Genomic DNA, 14,515 nt, shown 5'->3' with positions numbered 1-14,515 from the left:
AGTAATGATGTAGCATGAATGGTGCCGTGAAACTGAATCAAGATGCATAACTCAGAAACGCCAACCCTTTCCGTTGTTCTTCCCACATTGAATGCAGCAGCAACATTAGAGACCTGTCTGTCTGCGCTGCATGCGTGGTCGGATACCTTGCAACTCATTATCGTCGATGGCGGATCAGAAGATCACACCGTGAAGATTGCTCACGCGGCTGGCGCGACGATATTGCCGTCCGAGAAAGGCCGTGGCGCGCAACTGGCCCGGGGTGGCGTGGCAGCAACACGCCAATGGGTGCTGTTTCTCCATGCCGACACCGTTTTGAGCGATGACTGGGTGGGTGAGGTCCAGGCATATATTTCCAAACCAGCGCAAACCTCTAAGGCCGCGGCGTTTCGATTTGCGTTGGATGACGGCTCCCCGTCTGCACGGCGCATTGAACGCATGGTCGCGTGGCGCTGCCGCAGATTGGGTTTACCTTACGGGGATCAAGGTCTGCTGATCCGCAAAGACCTTTACGACGAGATTGGCGGATACCGGCCCCTGCCTCTGATGGAAGACGTTGACCTCGTGCGACGAATCGGGCGGCGCGGTATTCATATGTTTGAGGCACGCGCTGTGACCTCAGCAGAGCGGTATCGCAAGAACGGGTGGTGGGCGCGGCCATCGCGGAATTTGTTCTGCCTGTTTATTTATATGTGTGGTGTGCCACCGCGCTGGATTGCAAAGCTCTACGGATGACCAGGGGGGTTCTCATTGTCATGGCGCGGGCCCCAAGATTGGGGGCCGTAAAATCCCGATTGGCCCGTGATATCGGCGTTCTGGATGCCTGGCGGTTTTACCGCACCACGCTTGCAGCAACGGTTCGGCATCTGAGAAGCCCCAACGAATGGCGGACCGTTCTACAGATTACCCCAGACCGGGAGCGGAGCACCAAGGGCCAATGGCCCAAAAAGAGCGCGATCCTGAAACAAGGACGCGGCAATATTGGCCTGCGCATGGAGCGCGGCCTTACGGCCTTTGGACGTGGCGTGCCGGTCGTGCTGATTGGTAGCGACATACCAAACGTGACCAGCGATCATATTCGCAGCGCGTTCAAAGCCCTGGGGCACGCAGATGTAGTGTTCGGACCTGCAACCGATGGCGGCTACTGGCTGGTTGGGTTTGCCAATCGACGGCCCATACGACACCCCTTTACTAACGTGAGGTGGTCCTCACCAGATGCGCTTAAAGATACGCTGGTAAACTTACGGCAGCTTAAGGCCGCGACGATTAGCACGTTGAGCGATGTGGATGACGGCAATAGCTACGCGTGTTGGCGCTACTTTTCACGCAAGCGCGGGATCAGTTCGACAAAGTTGCAGGGCGTGTGACGACTATCCAACTGGTATTTCAGAATTTCGTCCCAGCCATCTTTGACCGCGCCGTTTGACCCCGGCAACGCGAACAAATAGGTGCCCCGCGCCACGCCTGCGGTCGCGCGGGATTGCACCGTTGATGTGCCGATCGATTTCAAACTCACCCAGCGAAACAATTCACCAAAGCCCGGAATTTCTTTTTCACAAACTTCAGTAAAGGCTTCTGGCGTCACGTCGCGACCTGTCAGGCCGGTGCCGCCATTGGTGATCACAACGTCCACATTGGGGTCATCAATCCACGCCTTGAGTTGCGCGACGATATTAGGCACCTCGTCTTTGACGATGAGACGGTCAGCCAAATGATGACCGGCCTCTGTCAGACGATCTGCCAGTATTTTGCCCGAAGTGTCGGTTTCTAACGTCCGGCTATCGGTGATCGTGAGAACACCGATGTTAATGGGAACAAAAGGTTTGGTTTCATCAATTCCAGGCATAGGAGCTGTCTTTATTGAGGTGAGTGGAGCATTTCAGTGCGTAGACCGTGGAAACAATCATGGACCAGGATTGCTGTCCAGTCTGGCCTTCACAGCAAGAAGATCACGCCATGCGAATCGTTTTTGCTGGGGGGAGCGCAACAAATAAGCCGGATGGAAGGTGGCGATGATGGGAACCGGAACCTCTAACCCAGGAAGCGTGAGCTCATCCCATCGGCCGCGCAGCCGCGTAATGCCCTCGGTGCGATTGAGTAAGGTTTTGGCGGAGAGCCCCCCCACTGTCAAAATCACCTGGGGTTTGATGAGTTCGATGTGGCGCATCAGAAACGGCAGGCACATGCCGACTTCTTCAGGCGTCGGTGTGCGGTTGCCAGGAGGCCGCCACGGCACAACATTGGTGATATAGGCATTCTCACGGGTGTAGCCGATGGACTCGAGCATGAGGTCAAGCAACTTGCCGGACACGCCAACAAACGGCAGACCTTGGCGATCCTCATCACTGCCGGGCGCTTCGCCGATCACCATCAGGCGGCCTTCTGGGTTGCCGTCAGCAAACACTGTGTTCTTGGCCGTCGATTTGAGCGCGCAGCCCTCAAAAGCCTGAACAGCAGCCCTCAGGTCTTCGAGCGTGTGCGCCGCTTGCGCCGCTTGCGCTGCAGAAACACCTTCTTTAGAGGATCGCACAGGAATGGTGGCCGCGCGACCGCCTCCAGAAGCTACTGGTTGAGCGGGGCGAGCGGCCTGTCCGCGCCCGGCATCACGTGCCGGGTTAGCGGCCTGAAAAGCTGGTTGAACTGGGGTTTGAACCGGGGGTTTTTGGCTTTTGGCGGCGAGCTTAGACAGGGCATAGCGATCAACCGGCGCGCTGCCAATCGTCTCATCCACCCCAACATCCAGATAGAAACGGAGTATCTGTTCTGGAGTTAAGGGATTTTGTTGAAGGTTATCGCTCATATCCATAGGCTTAGCATGGACCAGACCCCGCCCAAACGGCTATGTTCGCCTCAAATTAAGACATTTACCAAAAAGGACTGACGTGATGAACGGCGCGGCGACTGAACGAGAAGCGATGGAATTCGACGTGGTGATCGTGGGTGGAGGCCCGGCGGGGCTTTCGGCGGCCATCAGGCTGAAACAACTCGCCGCAGAGAAAGAGCAAGAGCTGTCAGTCTGTGTCCTTGAGAAAGGATCAGAGATTGGCGCGCATATTCTGTCTGGCGCGGTGATTGACCCCATTGCCTTGAATGAGCTGATCCCAGACTGGAAAGAAAAAGGCGCACCTCTGAAGACTGAGGTTAAAGACGACCGGTTTCTATTTTTGACAGAGTCCGGCGGGTTTAGGGTTCCGAATTTCCTGATGCCACCACTGATGAACAACCATGGCAATTATATCGTCAGCCTGGGAAACGTCTGCCGGTGGTTGGCAGAACAAGCCGAAGCCTTAGAAGTTGAAATTTACCCTGGGTTTGCCGGCTCAGAAGTTTTGTATGCGGACGATGGGTCTGTGCGGGGTGTTGCAACCGGCGACATGGGCATTGGCCGCGACGGTGACCACACGGCAAGCTACGAACCCGGCATCGAACTGATTGGCAAATACACCCTGATCGCTGAAGGCGTGAGAGGATCGTTGGCCAAAGAACTCATCGCCAAATTTAATCTGGACGCTGACAGCGACGTGCCGAAATTTGGTATTGGCCTCAAAGAGCTCTGGGAAGTTAAGCCTGAAAATCATGTATTGGGACAGGTTACCCATACCATGGGCTGGCCGCTCTCGAGCGATACGGGCGGCGGGTCGTTCATGTACCACCTGGAAGACCATCAGGTGTCAATCGGATTTGTGGTGCATCTGAATTACAAAAATCCGCATCTGTCGCCGTTCGATGAATTTCAACGCTTTAAGCATCACCCCAAAATTAAGGCGGTGTTGGAGGGTGGACGCCGAATCTCTTACGGCGCGCGCGCCATCACCGAGGGTGGATTTCAATCGGTGCCGAAGCTGACATTTGCCGGAGGGGCGCTTATTGGGTGCTCGGCCGGGTTCGTGAACCTGCCGCGAATCAAAGGCAGCCACAACGCCATGAAGTCCGGCATGCTTGCCGCAGAAGCGGCCTTCGAAGCTGTAACAGCCGGACGCAGTGGCGATGAGCTGACAGCCTACGCGACCGCCTACAAAAACTCATGGATTTACAAAGACCTGAAGCACGTACGGAACGTCAAACCACTGTGGAGCAAGCTCGGCACCTTTGCCGGGTTGATGCTGGGCGGCCTGGACATGTGGATGAACAATCTGGGCATCGGCTTACCGTTCACCATGAAGCACGGCAAACGCGATTCTGACACATTGATGACTGCCGCAAACACCCAGCCAATTGCCTATCCGAAACCGGATGGTGTCATTTCATTTGATAAGTTGAGTTCCGTCTTTATTTCCAACACCAACCACGAAGAAAACCAACCTGTCCATCTGAAACTAAAAGACCCCTCGGTGCCGATTGCAAAAAATCTGCCGCAATGGGACGAACCGGCCCAACGGTATTGCCCGGCCGGGGTCTACGAAGTGGTGGATAAGGATCAAGGCGACGGAAAACGGTTCCAGATCAACGCCCAAAACTGTGTCCATTGCAAAACTTGCGACATCAAAGACCCCAGTCAAAATATCAACTGGGTTGTGCCTCAGGGTGGTGGTGGCCCCAATTACCCAAATATGTAGAGCGTGATCAGACCGAACTCGCTAAACTCACGCTTGCTTGACCACATTCTGGCCCTCATAACGAAATAGTGACAAAGCACTTGTCGATTACGGCTTTTTTCTGCTGACGATTGCCAGTTAGAATAGGCGCATGGGTAAAATGAGTACATCTGCTATTTCTTCTAATATCTTATCATCACGCTCGCCATGGCTTGCAGCCATTCTGGCGGTGGGGTTTTTAGCTGTACCGTCCCACGCTGACGCAGAGCAGGCAGGTCTGGCGGGCTTATATCTCTCAGCCCGGCATGCGCAAATGTCGGCTGATCCGGCAGCCGCTGCCGCATTTTATGATCAGGCCCTTAAAATAGACCCTGACAATCGCGGCATGACCTTCAATGCCTATTTTCAGAAGGCGCAAGCTGGAGATATTGAGGGGGCCTTGCCATATGCCGCCGCCGCCTACGCTGACCGACCAAGTTTGTCTGTTGCTCCCCTGCTGATCGCCATTGATCATTACAGCAAAGGACGGTTCGAAGAAGCAAACGACTTGATTGAACGTATCTCAGGCCGCAGTAACGTTGGCCTCGCCCTGCCTCTCCTCCGCACATGGTCGCGCGCACCGCTGAAAACACCTGCGGAAGCCTTAGCTTCGCTTGCGCCCTACGAAGGACGCGCCGAATGGCGTGTTCTTGCCGCAACAATGTCGGCCCTTGTGAATGAGTACTACGGCCAGACCGACGCGGCATTGGTCTACTATCGGGCACTGGCCAGTCAAATTGAGTCTCACCCGCTTTCAGTTTTACGTCTGGTCTCTGGGGCTTTTCATCGCCTCGGGCACAGCGATGAGGCTGTTGCAGCCGTTGCACAGTTCCGTGAGACACGTGGTGAATCAGCTTTATGGTCAGGCTATCTGGCGCAATATGAAGACCCGGAGAAAGCACCACCGGCGGTCACAGCACAGGTCGGGATGGCTGAAGCGCTCTACGCCATTACCAGAATACGTATGGCCAGTGCCCGGCGGGCCTCCGGTCTGCAACTCGGACTCGTTTACGCGCACATGGCGCTCTACCTGAACCCAGACCTTGATAGTTTGCGCCGCGAAGTGGCGGACGCCATGTCAATCCGTGGGCAGTATGACTCTGCCAATATGATGCTGAACGCCATTAAGCCGAATGACCCTGGATATCTCATTGCCCGACTGCGACTGGCTGAGAACCTTGAGCGCCAAGGCAAGACCGAAGACGCCATATCACTTTTGGAAGAGTTAGCGCGACTGCGACCAACGTTGCCAGAACCGCTGATCACGTTGGGGGATATTCTTCGCAACCGCGAACGCTTTGACGAAGCCGTTGCGACCTATGACCGGGCCTTTAGCCGCTATCCAAATGGAGAACCCACAAGCTGGGCTTTGTACTACACCCGCGGCATGGCCTTAGAACGGGCGCAGAATTGGAAACGTGCAGAAGCAGATTTTAAGAGGGCCCTGGAGTTGTCACCAGAACAGGCCCAAGTGCTGAATTATCTGGGCTATTCTTGGCTTGATCAGGGTATAAATGTTGCTGAAGCCCGGCGCATGATCGAAACGGCGGTGAGCCTGCGGCCAGAAGACGGCTTCATCATCGATAGCCTCGGTTGGGCGATGTACCTGATGGGCGAATATGAAGACGCCGTTGTTCAATTGGAGCGGGCGGTGACCATCAACACCTCAGACCCAACAATTAATGAGCACCTGGGCGACGCGTATTGGCAAGTCGGGCGGGAAAACGAAGCCCGCTTTCAATGGCGACGCGCCTTATCTCTTGAGCCAGACAGCGAGCAAGCCGAACAACTGCGCGACAAGCTGCAACGTGGCATTGCACGCAACTGACTCCAGATCATGACGAGGATATTGCGGCTCTCTGCTGCAGCAAAAGTAAATCTATCTTTGCATATCACCGGACGCCGCAGCGACGGATATCATTATTTAGACTCGCTCATTGGGTTCACCAACGTCTGTGACCTTCTGACAGTTTCACGGTCTGAGGACATCATCCTCAGGGTGACCGGACCAAACGGAAGTGCCGTTAAGGCCGATGGTCGTAATCTGGTTGTCCGTGCCGCCAAACTCGTTCAGAAGCATCTCGGTATCTCCGCAGGTGCAGCTTTCACATTGGAAAAAAACACGCCGGTCGCAGCGGGCATGGGCGGTGGGTCGGCTGATGCAGCGGCGACCGTAACCGCCTGCCTCGCACTTTGGGGAACACCGGACTCAAAACCGATTACGGATCAGATCCTGGCTGATGAACTCGGAGCCGATGTTCCAGTTTGCCGCTATGGTCGTGCGGCCCATATCAGTGGCATTGGTGAAACCATTACACCTGCGTTGAACTGGCCAGAGGCTTGGTTGGTTTTGGTAAACCCAAACATTGCGTTGTCGACAAAAGAGGTCTTTGCCGCCTTTGATGGTGAGTTTGATTTAGCATGTGACCGCACATTCAAAGGCCGAAGTTTTGATGAATTTGTTGGTTTTCTATTAGCTCAAAAAAACAGCCTCACACCACCAGCCTGTTTAATCGCGCCACAGATTAAATCTGTGCTTGAGGCTCTAGAGAAGGTGAGCGGATGTGCCCTAGCCAGGATGAGCGGCTCGGGACCAACCTGTTTTGGCCTGTTTGAAACCCAAGACCTGGCTGAAACTGCAGCAGGTGAACTGGGCCATCACCAGACTGAGTGGTGGGTAAAATCAACGCCTTTACGGGTAACAACCCAAGCCCTGGAAGCGCCACATTTGTGAAAGCCACGCCCCTCGCGCGGTCGTGACTTGAATCCACCAGCCGGTTGGCTAATCTCTCCACCATGAAAATTTTGTACTCTTATACCTTGTGGCTTGGCCTCGTTCTAAGCGCGGGCTCTAGCGTCAGTGTTGCACAACCCATAACCCAGGCAACAGTTTCAACAGAGCGCATTACTGCCACCCTGATGACCGAACGCCCTGCGGTTGCCCCGGGGGAAAGCCTTTGGGTGGGCCTCAAAATGAAAATCGCCGAAGGATGGCACACCTATTGGGTGAACCCGGGAGACTCCGGCCTAGCGGCGATGATTGATTGGAGCCTGGCTCCCGGATTAGATGTTGGTCCCATTCAATGGCCAACGCCAGAGCGTCAGCCCTATGGCACGCTGATGAATTTTGGCTACAGCAATGAAGTCACGCTGCTGGCAAGACTCTCGGTCGCCGATGACGCTCCGACGGGCGATGCAATGCTGTCTGCGCGCGCGACATGGCTGGTGTGTGCCGACATTTGTATTCCGGAAGATGGATCGTTTTCCATCCCGATTACAGTTGATCCGTCAGCGCCAAAAGCCTCCACCCTAGATGGCGCGCACTTAATGTCTGTCGCATCGACACTCCCGGAGCCTGTACCTGGCCCGATCAGCGCCACGTCTGACGGGAAAGCACTAACGATCACCGCAAACTGGCCAAGTGTTCCGGATGGGGAAATTGTCCTCTTCCCTTATGCCACCTATCTGATGGACAACACAGCACCGCAAAATGTGACGGTAACCCCTGATGGTTTTCAGCTCAGTGTTGCCACTGTGCCTGACCCTGATCAACCGGACACGTTAGGCGGGCTCATTACGATTGGTTCGGGAGACACTTTACGCGCGTTCGCGTTTGAAAATGCGCCAATGACAATTGGAGCCACTCCAGCACCGGTTATGGCAGCAACGGCTGACATGAGCTTTGTGGTCGCCATCGCCTTTGCCTTCTTAGGCGGCATCCTCCTCAACCTCATGCCCTGCGTTTTGCCGGTGCTTTCCATGAAGGCTTTGGCGATCGTGAAACATGGCGGTGATGGCAACGCCAAACGTGACACTCTGGCTTACACGGCTGGGGTGATGGCCTCCTTTGCTGTTTTGGTTGTTGTGCTGCTTGCCCTAAAAGCCGGAGGTGATCGCCTTGGGTGGGGATTCCAATTACAGTCTCCTGGTTTTGTAACGATTCTGGCCTACATCATGCTGGCCGTTGGCCTCAGCTTATCGGGCGTGTTTAACATCGGCAGCGGCCTGATGGGCGTTGGCGGAGGTTGGATAAAAGGCGACGGCCCGGTGGGCTCGTTCCTAACGGGCGTGTTGGCCGCCGTTGTTGCAACGCCGTGCACAGCGCCATTGATGGCCCCTGCAATTGGATACGCGTTAACCCAACCACCGCTTGTTGTGTTCGCTGTTTTTCAAAGCTTAGCCATAGGGCTGGCCGCGCCCTTTCTGTTGATTGGGTTCGTGCCCGCTTTTGCCCGCGCATTGCCAAAACCAGGGGCTTGGATGGAGACATTCAAGCAAGCACTGGCTTTTCCCATGTACGCCGCAGCCGCATGGCTGGTATGGGTTGTCGCGCAACAAGCAGACCCAATGGGACTGGCCGCCACAATGGCCGGACTCATTCTCATTGCCTTTACGGCATGGCTGTTTGGCCGGACACCGGCAGAGGGTCGTGGACGGCTTATAGGAATGGGTTTCGCGGCTGTTGCCGTTATGGGTGCCATTGTCCTGGCTAGTGTTCCTCAGCCGCCGACCGCAGGGGCCACTACGGCACAAAGCGCCGAGACCAATTGGGAAGCCTTTACACCCGCACGTTTGGAGGAACTCCAAGCAAACGGAACGCCCGTGTTTATTAATTTCACCGCCGCATGGTGCATTACCTGCCTGGTAAATGAGCGTGCCGTTATTTCTACAGAAGCCGTGCGCGCGGCCCTGGAAGGCGAGGGCGTGGCTTACCTCAAGGCAGACTGGACCAATAGAGACCCTGCGATCACCGCAAAACTAGAATCCTTCGGCCGCTCGGGCGTTCCGCTTTATGTGCTATATGACAAAAATGGAACAGCGAAGGTGCAACCGCAGGTATTGACGCCTGGCGCCTTCATTGAGGCTCTTGAAAGCCTTTAAAAACCGCCAGAAAATCAGGCTTATACCACCCAAAATTTAAGGCTTCAGAAGCGTTGCGAAGGAAAGCGGTTTCCCTTATGGTCCCCCGGAATTCCTGGTGGGGCGTGGCCAAGTGGTAAGGCACCGGTTTTTGGTATCGGCATTCGCAGGTTCGAATCCTGCCGCCCCAGCCAACCAGTCTCTGGGTTAGAGAGACGTCTCTCCCCTCTCCGACATTGTCTAAAGAGTTCAAACGGTTACGGGCCAGCTGCCCGCGATTGAAGCGCCATATCGGCACATGGAGAGGCCAATACTGGCCCACATATCCGGTTTCTCTTGTCCCTTCTTTTTACCTCATCCTCTGATATTCTTGGTGCAACCCTGCCTTTTTAGAAAACCTCACCCATTAGAAATGTACGAAGATCACCCGTGCTCTAGGGTTCCAGCAGGCGACGGGAAAGCAAGCTCTGCATATCGCGCCGACCATCGGCGATCACTATGACATATACGTCATTACCCTCTGCACGGTAGACCAGACGATAGGGTGCCGAGATGAGCTCGCGGTATTCCAAAATGCCGAGATCAAGCAATTCCGGAGGATGGCGGCCCCGTTCGGGCTGCGCCTTTAGAGTCTGAAAAATTTTCTCAAATTTATCAAGAACCTGATCTGCTTCGCGGGGTGATCGGTAATCAGTTGTATGTTCATGGATATTTTCTAGGTCACGGACCGCACCGGCGGTCAAATGCACCTTCAAACTCATGCTCTGACGTTTTTCGTACGCAGGCGTTTCAGAACATCACTGGCTGGCTCGATCCGCCCTGCTTCAATGTCGCGATTGCCAAGTGCAAGTACTTTCAGAAGGGCCATCGTTTCCTGACCTCGCTCAAAACTTTTGATGTCCTGGAGTACCATTTTGGCCTCCCCGTTATGTGTTACGACCAAGGGCTCGCCGCTCTCTGACAATGAGCGAAACACATCAAGCGCGTGTGCTTTGAGGTAACTGAGAGGTTTGATACGTCCGGATAATTTCATGGCTTATTATTCCTAACTTTCTCAAGACAGGCTGTTGATCGATTGGGGTCGTATTTCCAAATTCATAACTAAACCTGACGTGCCTAATCCGCCAAGCTTAAAGGGCATCGTATACGCCGTCTTCAGGATTATCCCAGACACGTTCAAATGCCCGAGCACTAGCCGCAACTGATGCTCTCCTGAGCGTACCGCCTTGAGCCCGGACAGAGATGAAATCCACGAAGTCTTTAACTTCATCAATGCGTTCAGACGGTAATGCATTGATCTTATCGATTAACGACTGGGTATTAGCGTTCATAACGGCTCCGGGCACTGCATCGCTGTTACTACGGTAGTAACTTAACACGAGATCGCCGGAAAGTTCATGAGCGAAAAGATATACGTGTCTCATCTGTTTACCTCATCCGCCTTCGGGAAGCAGCCTGGTGAGGCCGTCGATCAGCGGCGGCAAATGATCGCGGACAATGGTCCAGACCAGATCAAGCCGAACATCGCCGTAGCCATGGATAAGGCGGTGACGCATGCCCGTTATCTCACGCCATGAAATGTCGGGATGTGCCGCGACGGTGGCGGGCGAGACGCGCCCGGCAGCCTCACCAATCACCTCAAGCGACCGGATGACGGCATTCTGATGTAGACGGCTAGTCAGGAAAACAGTTTCATCCAAGCCTGCGACAAAGGCCCGGGCATCGCGGGCAGCCAGTAGCATATCGAGTAGCAAGGCAGTGTCACGGTCATCTTGAATATCCGGGTTTCTTTGCTCGCCCGGCGGTTTGGAGCCAGGCGCACCGCCACCGGGCGGAGCCTGTCCCGACTCACTAGCCATGGATGGCTTGGGCTCCAGCGAGAATGGCGTTCCGGCGGATATGATTTCGGCTAGACTCGACGGCTTCGCGTTCGACAAGATCTACAGGACGACCCAGCAGCGCTTCCAACGCGTCCTTGAAGTCGATGAAGACAGCGAGGTCATTGCGAGTCTCTGGCTCAAAGGTGACGAGAAAATCCGCATCGCTGTGTTCGGTATCGAAGTCGTTTCCGCGCGCAGCTGAGCCAAACACCTCGAAACGAGCAACGCCGAATTGGCGGCAAAGAGCGATCAAATCTGAGCGTTTGGCTGCAATATCAGCGTGCATAGCTATTCCATGAATTTTGACTTATACGACACCTCAACTTAACACGTTTTGCTCTGAACGGTGACGTTTTCCAGAACTTCATTCACTGTCCCTCGTTTTTACCTCATCCGCCGGTACTCGTGGTGTAATCCGCCGAGGTGCTGACGCTTGGCGATAGCACCATCATGCCTCAACAGGCCTTGGAATCGGGGAGTTTTTATCGAGAGATAGATGCGTCCGAGCCCAATTGTAGTATCGGGCATAATTCTTCAGTGTTCGGCGCAAGTGAGCCTCGCCGAAGATAATTTTGTGATCCAGACATTCTCGGCGGATCGACCCGATAACACGCTCGACATAACCGTTTTGCCAAGGCGATCTGAATGAGGTTGGTCGGTCCCTTATGCCCATTGAGCCTAACCGTCTCTTGAATACCTTGCCATAGCTGGCATCTCGGTCGCGAATGAGGTACTGCGGCGCAGTCTCCCAGGGAAAGGCTTGGGTGACTTGATTGGCAATCCACTCCGCTGTGGGATGATAGGTAGCGTTGGTCCAAACAAGTTTGCGGCTTCTTAAGTGTAGAATCGCTATTCCATAGAGAAGCTTGAAGCCCACTGTTGGCACGACAAATAAATCCACCCCCACGATCGCATCTGAGTGGTTCTTAATGAATGTTTTCCAGCTTTGTCCGCTAGGCCTGTAAAACTTGGTGAGGTACTTGCTCACCGTGGACTCGGAGACGTCAAAACCCAGTTTCAGCAACTCTCCATGGATGCGTGGAGCACCCCATAGCGGATTGTCGCGGGCTATCATCTTGATGAGATCGCGCATCTCGCTATCAATGACGGGCCGACCACCAAACTTGCGGGATTTCCAGCGCCAAAGCACACTGAACCCGTGCCGATGCCATCGCAAGACTGTCTCAGGCTTCACAATGACAATGGCGTCAAGAACTGAAGGGAATACCTTTGTCAGCCAACTCAGAAACAACCGATCAATGCGGGAAACCCGGACACGACCCGGATGCTTCCGCCTCAAAACCGACACTTGATGCCTCAGCACGACATTCTCTGCGGCCAGCCGTTGCGGGCTTTTGAACAGCGCAGTGAGACTAAGAAGTAAGAGGCCCGCAAATTCGATCATCTTTCCGGGTTATAGATGATCGCCGCATATTTCAAGCGGATGAGGTTTTCGGGAAGGACAGGATCGTGCAGCCGCTCTATGCGAATGGGGTGAGTTAGCTGCCTGAAAAACTAGGGTACCGCTTCTTATTGAGCCACCTAAGTTAGTCTGACAGCGCCCTAGGCTGGGCGAATGCGTAGACTAGTATCCATTGATGACAGCGCCTCGCACCCATTCTCATGAACGAGCATCATATCCTCTACGTGAGTCGTTCCCCAGCCAATCTCATTGTGGGGCATATCGAGCGTGAACACTGTGCCGTTCTCGAACGTAAAATCATTGCCGACGGATTCCGGAATATGGCCAAGGGCAGTAAACGGCTGGTCTGTGTGTTCGAGCCCAACATTATGAGGAGCAGCCATCGCGGCAAAGCCTTCATCTTTCATCAGAGATATAAAGATCGACGTCGCTTCGGAGAACAGCATTCCTGGGCGGATGGAGTCATAAACGACTTTTGCACACTTGGTGTCGGCCTCAATGCGCCTAACAAGTTCGTCAGGTGGATATCCCACCATAACCGTGCGCCCGACATCGCCATGATAGCCGCGATAAACGCCAACACTGTCGAGCTTCATAAAGTCGCCTACTTCAACTTCACCGGAATTCAATCCATTGATATTGGCGATCAGCCACTTTCCGCGGCCGTCCAGTTCTCCCCACTTTTGGGCATGCGCTCTTTCGACTTCAGACAACGGAACGCCCGGAGCAATCTGCTCGATAGCGTAATCAAGGGCCTCTTCATTCTTTACGGCAGCTGCTCTTAGGAGCTCAACCTCTGGCGACGTCTTCACCATTCGAATTTCTTTAAATATGTTCGTCGCATCAACCGTGCTCATCTCAGATAACCCGGCATCTTTGAGCCAGTGACCGAGGCGGGGGTCATCGAATCCAACGGCCCCACCCTTGGCTCCACCTTCGACAATCGCTTTCTTGAGTGCGTAAATCGCATTCGCACTCATCTTCCCTTGGTATTCCGCAAAGATGGCCAAGAGCGTGTGATCACGCTTATTCAGAGAACCCTCGCGTACTGGCCATATACTGGCGCTCTGTGTTGCGCGAAGACTTCCCTCATCATCCCATTCCAGTTGCCCATCCTCACTCAGCAAAGGCATCGAATAAGGCTGCACTGACGGCATCCACGTTGGGCGATAGTCGAGGTGATAAAGATTGAAATGCGGCATAATCAGCGCGGGAGAAGCGTTTTCGTCCCGGGGCAGGAATGCGAAGGACGTGAATGGGCGGCCCATCCATTGCGTGATTCCGCCATGGCTAGATAGATAGTAGATGTTCAAGGGCGTCGAAGCGACAATTCCAGCCAACCCATTTCGGTCCATCACCTCATAGGCGCGTTCAAGGTTGACCAGCCTATCTGCTGACTTGGTGTGCCTGATAAGTTCAGGATTACGCCATTTGTCGAAATTCAAATCACTGGCCTTCGCATGACCGACCCGCACACCAGCAGAGGAATCCTGACGTGATGGAGGCAGGTCGTTAATTTTCTTAGGTGAGTCAGTCGTATTCATTTCTTAAATCCTGCAATCAAGCACACGTACAAAGCAACTTTTCATTGGTGCATAGCGGTTGTCCCTTCTAGCTCAGCGCCGATCAACTAGCCGCAATATCTGATAAGCTGTAAAAAAACCAAATTACTGGCTGCAGGTCTGGAGAGTTGACCTGCAGCCAGCCTCCTCTTTTGGGGAGAGGATAGAGAACACCTTGATATTCGGATAGCAACCCGATCAAAAGTTGATTGACCC

Annotated in this window: 15 protein-coding genes and 1 tRNA gene; 7 read left to right on the top strand and 9 right to left on the bottom strand. The window is 54.2% G+C overall.

Translation table 11 applies throughout. The features are described from left to right. The first annotated feature begins 42 nt into the window (after nucleotides 1-42). A complete protein-coding gene (locus RIC29_01565; GenBank protein MEQ8733583.1) occupies nucleotides 43-735 on the top strand; it encodes a TIGR04283 family arsenosugar biosynthesis glycosyltransferase in 693 nt (230 codons plus the stop codon). After that, nucleotides 732-1,367, top strand: coding sequence for a TIGR04282 family arsenosugar biosynthesis glycosyltransferase (locus tag RIC29_01560; GenBank protein MEQ8733582.1), 636 nt, complete (start codon nucleotides 732-734; stop codon nucleotides 1,365-1,367). The genes RIC29_01565 and RIC29_01560 overlap by 4 nt, the downstream gene beginning before the upstream one ends. Here RIC29_01560 and moaB read toward each other — a convergent pair. Continuing rightward, complete coding sequence (gene moaB, locus RIC29_01555) at nucleotides 1,316-1,846, bottom strand: molybdenum cofactor biosynthesis protein B (GenBank protein ID MEQ8733581.1); 531 nt, start codon at nucleotides 1,844-1,846, stop codon at nucleotides 1,316-1,318. The genes RIC29_01560 and moaB overlap by 52 nt on opposite strands. A 57-nt stretch (nucleotides 1,847-1,903) precedes the next feature. Then, nucleotides 1,904-2,800, bottom strand: coding sequence for a uracil-DNA glycosylase (locus RIC29_01550; protein ID MEQ8733580.1), 897 nt, complete (start codon nucleotides 2,798-2,800; stop codon nucleotides 1,904-1,906). Between the two features lie 85 nt (nucleotides 2,801-2,885). Between RIC29_01550 and RIC29_01545 the strand changes: the two genes are divergently transcribed. The 5 genes from RIC29_01545 to RIC29_01525 all read left to right on the top strand — a co-directional run bounded on the left by RIC29_01545 (nucleotide 2,886) and on the right by RIC29_01525 (nucleotide 9,628). Next, on the top strand, nucleotides 2,886-4,556 hold the full coding sequence (locus RIC29_01545) for an electron transfer flavoprotein-ubiquinone oxidoreductase (GenBank protein MEQ8733579.1): 1,671 nt from the start codon (nucleotides 2,886-2,888) through the stop codon (nucleotides 4,554-4,556). Between the two features lie 139 nt (nucleotides 4,557-4,695). Further along, entirely contained in the window at nucleotides 4,696-6,402 is a 1,707-nt protein-coding gene (locus tag RIC29_01540; GenBank protein ID MEQ8733578.1) for a tetratricopeptide repeat protein, read from the top strand. A gap of 9 nt (nucleotides 6,403-6,411) precedes the next feature. Next, nucleotides 6,412-7,308 carry a 4-(cytidine 5'-diphospho)-2-C-methyl-D-erythritol kinase gene (locus RIC29_01535; protein ID MEQ8733577.1) on the top strand — a complete coding sequence of 299 codons (897 nt, stop codon included), beginning with the start codon at nucleotides 6,412-6,414 and terminating at the stop codon, nucleotides 7,306-7,308. A 62-nt stretch (nucleotides 7,309-7,370) separates the two neighbouring features. Next, on the top strand, nucleotides 7,371-9,455 hold the full coding sequence (locus tag RIC29_01530) for a protein-disulfide reductase DsbD family protein (protein ID MEQ8733576.1): 2,085 nt from the start codon (nucleotides 7,371-7,373) through the stop codon (nucleotides 9,453-9,455). A gap of 98 nt (nucleotides 9,456-9,553) precedes the next feature. Further along, nucleotides 9,554-9,628: transfer RNA gene (locus RIC29_01525), tRNA-Gln, on the top strand. 240 nt (nucleotides 9,629-9,868) lie between these two features. On the opposite strand, the gene RIC29_01520 is transcribed toward RIC29_01525, so the two are convergent. The 7 genes from RIC29_01520 to RIC29_01490 all read right to left on the bottom strand — a co-directional run bounded on the left by RIC29_01520 (nucleotide 9,869) and on the right by RIC29_01490 (nucleotide 14,281). After that, the gene (locus tag RIC29_01520) at nucleotides 9,869-10,195 is read right to left on the bottom strand and encodes a type II toxin-antitoxin system RelE/ParE family toxin (GenBank protein ID MEQ8733575.1); all 327 of its coding nucleotides are present in this window, start codon (nucleotides 10,193-10,195) and stop codon (nucleotides 9,869-9,871) included. Continuing rightward, entirely contained in the window at nucleotides 10,192-10,467 is a 276-nt protein-coding gene (locus RIC29_01515) for a type II toxin-antitoxin system Phd/YefM family antitoxin (GenBank protein ID MEQ8733574.1), read from the bottom strand. Before RIC29_01515 ends, RIC29_01520 begins: the two co-directional genes overlap by 4 nt. A gap of 97 nt (nucleotides 10,468-10,564) precedes the next feature. Beyond that, nucleotides 10,565-10,765 carry a hypothetical protein gene (locus RIC29_01510; GenBank protein ID MEQ8733573.1) on the bottom strand — a complete coding sequence of 67 codons (201 nt, stop codon included), beginning with the start codon at nucleotides 10,763-10,765 and terminating at the stop codon, nucleotides 10,565-10,567. 102 nt (nucleotides 10,766-10,867) lie between these two features. Then, a complete protein-coding gene (locus RIC29_01505; GenBank protein MEQ8733572.1) occupies nucleotides 10,868-11,293 on the bottom strand; it encodes a DUF86 domain-containing protein in 426 nt (141 codons plus the stop codon). Next, entirely contained in the window at nucleotides 11,286-11,600 is a 315-nt protein-coding gene (locus tag RIC29_01500; protein ID MEQ8733571.1) for a nucleotidyltransferase domain-containing protein, read from the bottom strand. Before RIC29_01500 ends, RIC29_01505 begins: the two co-directional genes overlap by 8 nt. A gap of 162 nt (nucleotides 11,601-11,762) precedes the next feature. Beyond that, on the bottom strand, nucleotides 11,763-12,719 hold the full coding sequence (locus RIC29_01495; protein ID MEQ8733570.1) for an integrase core domain-containing protein: 957 nt from the start codon (nucleotides 12,717-12,719) through the stop codon (nucleotides 11,763-11,765). A gap of 158 nt (nucleotides 12,720-12,877) precedes the next feature. After that, nucleotides 12,878-14,281 (bottom strand): M24 family metallopeptidase, encoded by a 1,404-nt coding sequence (locus RIC29_01490; GenBank protein ID MEQ8733569.1) that lies wholly within the window; start codon nucleotides 14,279-14,281, stop codon nucleotides 12,878-12,880. Between the last annotated feature and the right edge of the window lie 234 nt (nucleotides 14,282-14,515).

The organism is Rhodospirillaceae bacterium (assembly GCA_040219235.1).
Taxonomy (GTDB): domain Bacteria; phylum Pseudomonadota; class Alphaproteobacteria; order Rhodospirillales; family Rhodospirillaceae; genus WLXB01.
The sequence above is the reverse complement of the archived record's forward strand: the minus strand, read 5'-3'. Positions and strand labels throughout refer to the sequence as shown.

Excerpts from the sequence above, each read along its gene's own strand:
- RIC29_01535 (MEQ8733577.1), top strand. The coding sequence starts at position 6,412 with ATGACGAGGATATTGCGGCTCTCTGCTGCAGCAAAAGTAAATCTATCT.
- RIC29_01510 (MEQ8733573.1), bottom strand. The coding sequence starts at position 10,765 with ATGAACGCTAATACCCAGTCGTTAATCGATAAGATCAATGCATTACCG.
- RIC29_01545 (MEQ8733579.1), top strand. The coding sequence starts at position 2,886 with ATGAACGGCGCGGCGACTGAACGAGAAGCGATGGAATTCGACGTGGTG.
- RIC29_01500 (MEQ8733571.1), bottom strand. The coding sequence starts at position 11,600 with ATGCACGCTGATATTGCAGCCAAACGCTCAGATTTGATCGCTCTTTGC.
- RIC29_01550 (MEQ8733580.1), bottom strand. The coding sequence starts at position 2,800 with ATGAGCGATAACCTTCAACAAAATCCCTTAACTCCAGAACAGATACTC.
- RIC29_01520 (MEQ8733575.1), bottom strand. The coding sequence starts at position 10,195 with ATGAGTTTGAAGGTGCATTTGACCGCCGGTGCGGTCCGTGACCTAGAA.
- moaB (MEQ8733581.1), bottom strand. The coding sequence starts at position 1,846 with ATGCCTGGAATTGATGAAACCAAACCTTTTGTTCCCATTAACATCGGT.
- RIC29_01540 (MEQ8733578.1), top strand. The coding sequence starts at position 4,696 with ATGAGTACATCTGCTATTTCTTCTAATATCTTATCATCACGCTCGCCA.
- RIC29_01495 (MEQ8733570.1), bottom strand. The coding sequence starts at position 12,719 with ATGATCGAATTTGCGGGCCTCTTACTTCTTAGTCTCACTGCGCTGTTC.
- RIC29_01530 (MEQ8733576.1), top strand. The coding sequence starts at position 7,371 with ATGAAAATTTTGTACTCTTATACCTTGTGGCTTGGCCTCGTTCTAAGC.
- RIC29_01490 (MEQ8733569.1), bottom strand. The coding sequence starts at position 14,281 with ATGAATACGACTGACTCACCTAAGAAAATTAACGACCTGCCTCCATCA.
- RIC29_01565 (MEQ8733583.1), top strand. The coding sequence starts at position 43 with ATGCATAACTCAGAAACGCCAACCCTTTCCGTTGTTCTTCCCACATTG.
- RIC29_01515 (MEQ8733574.1), bottom strand. The coding sequence starts at position 10,467 with ATGAAATTATCCGGACGTATCAAACCTCTCAGTTACCTCAAAGCACAC.
- RIC29_01505 (MEQ8733572.1), bottom strand. The coding sequence starts at position 11,293 with ATGGCTAGTGAGTCGGGACAGGCTCCGCCCGGTGGCGGTGCGCCTGGC.
- RIC29_01560 (MEQ8733582.1), top strand. The coding sequence starts at position 732 with ATGACCAGGGGGGTTCTCATTGTCATGGCGCGGGCCCCAAGATTGGGG.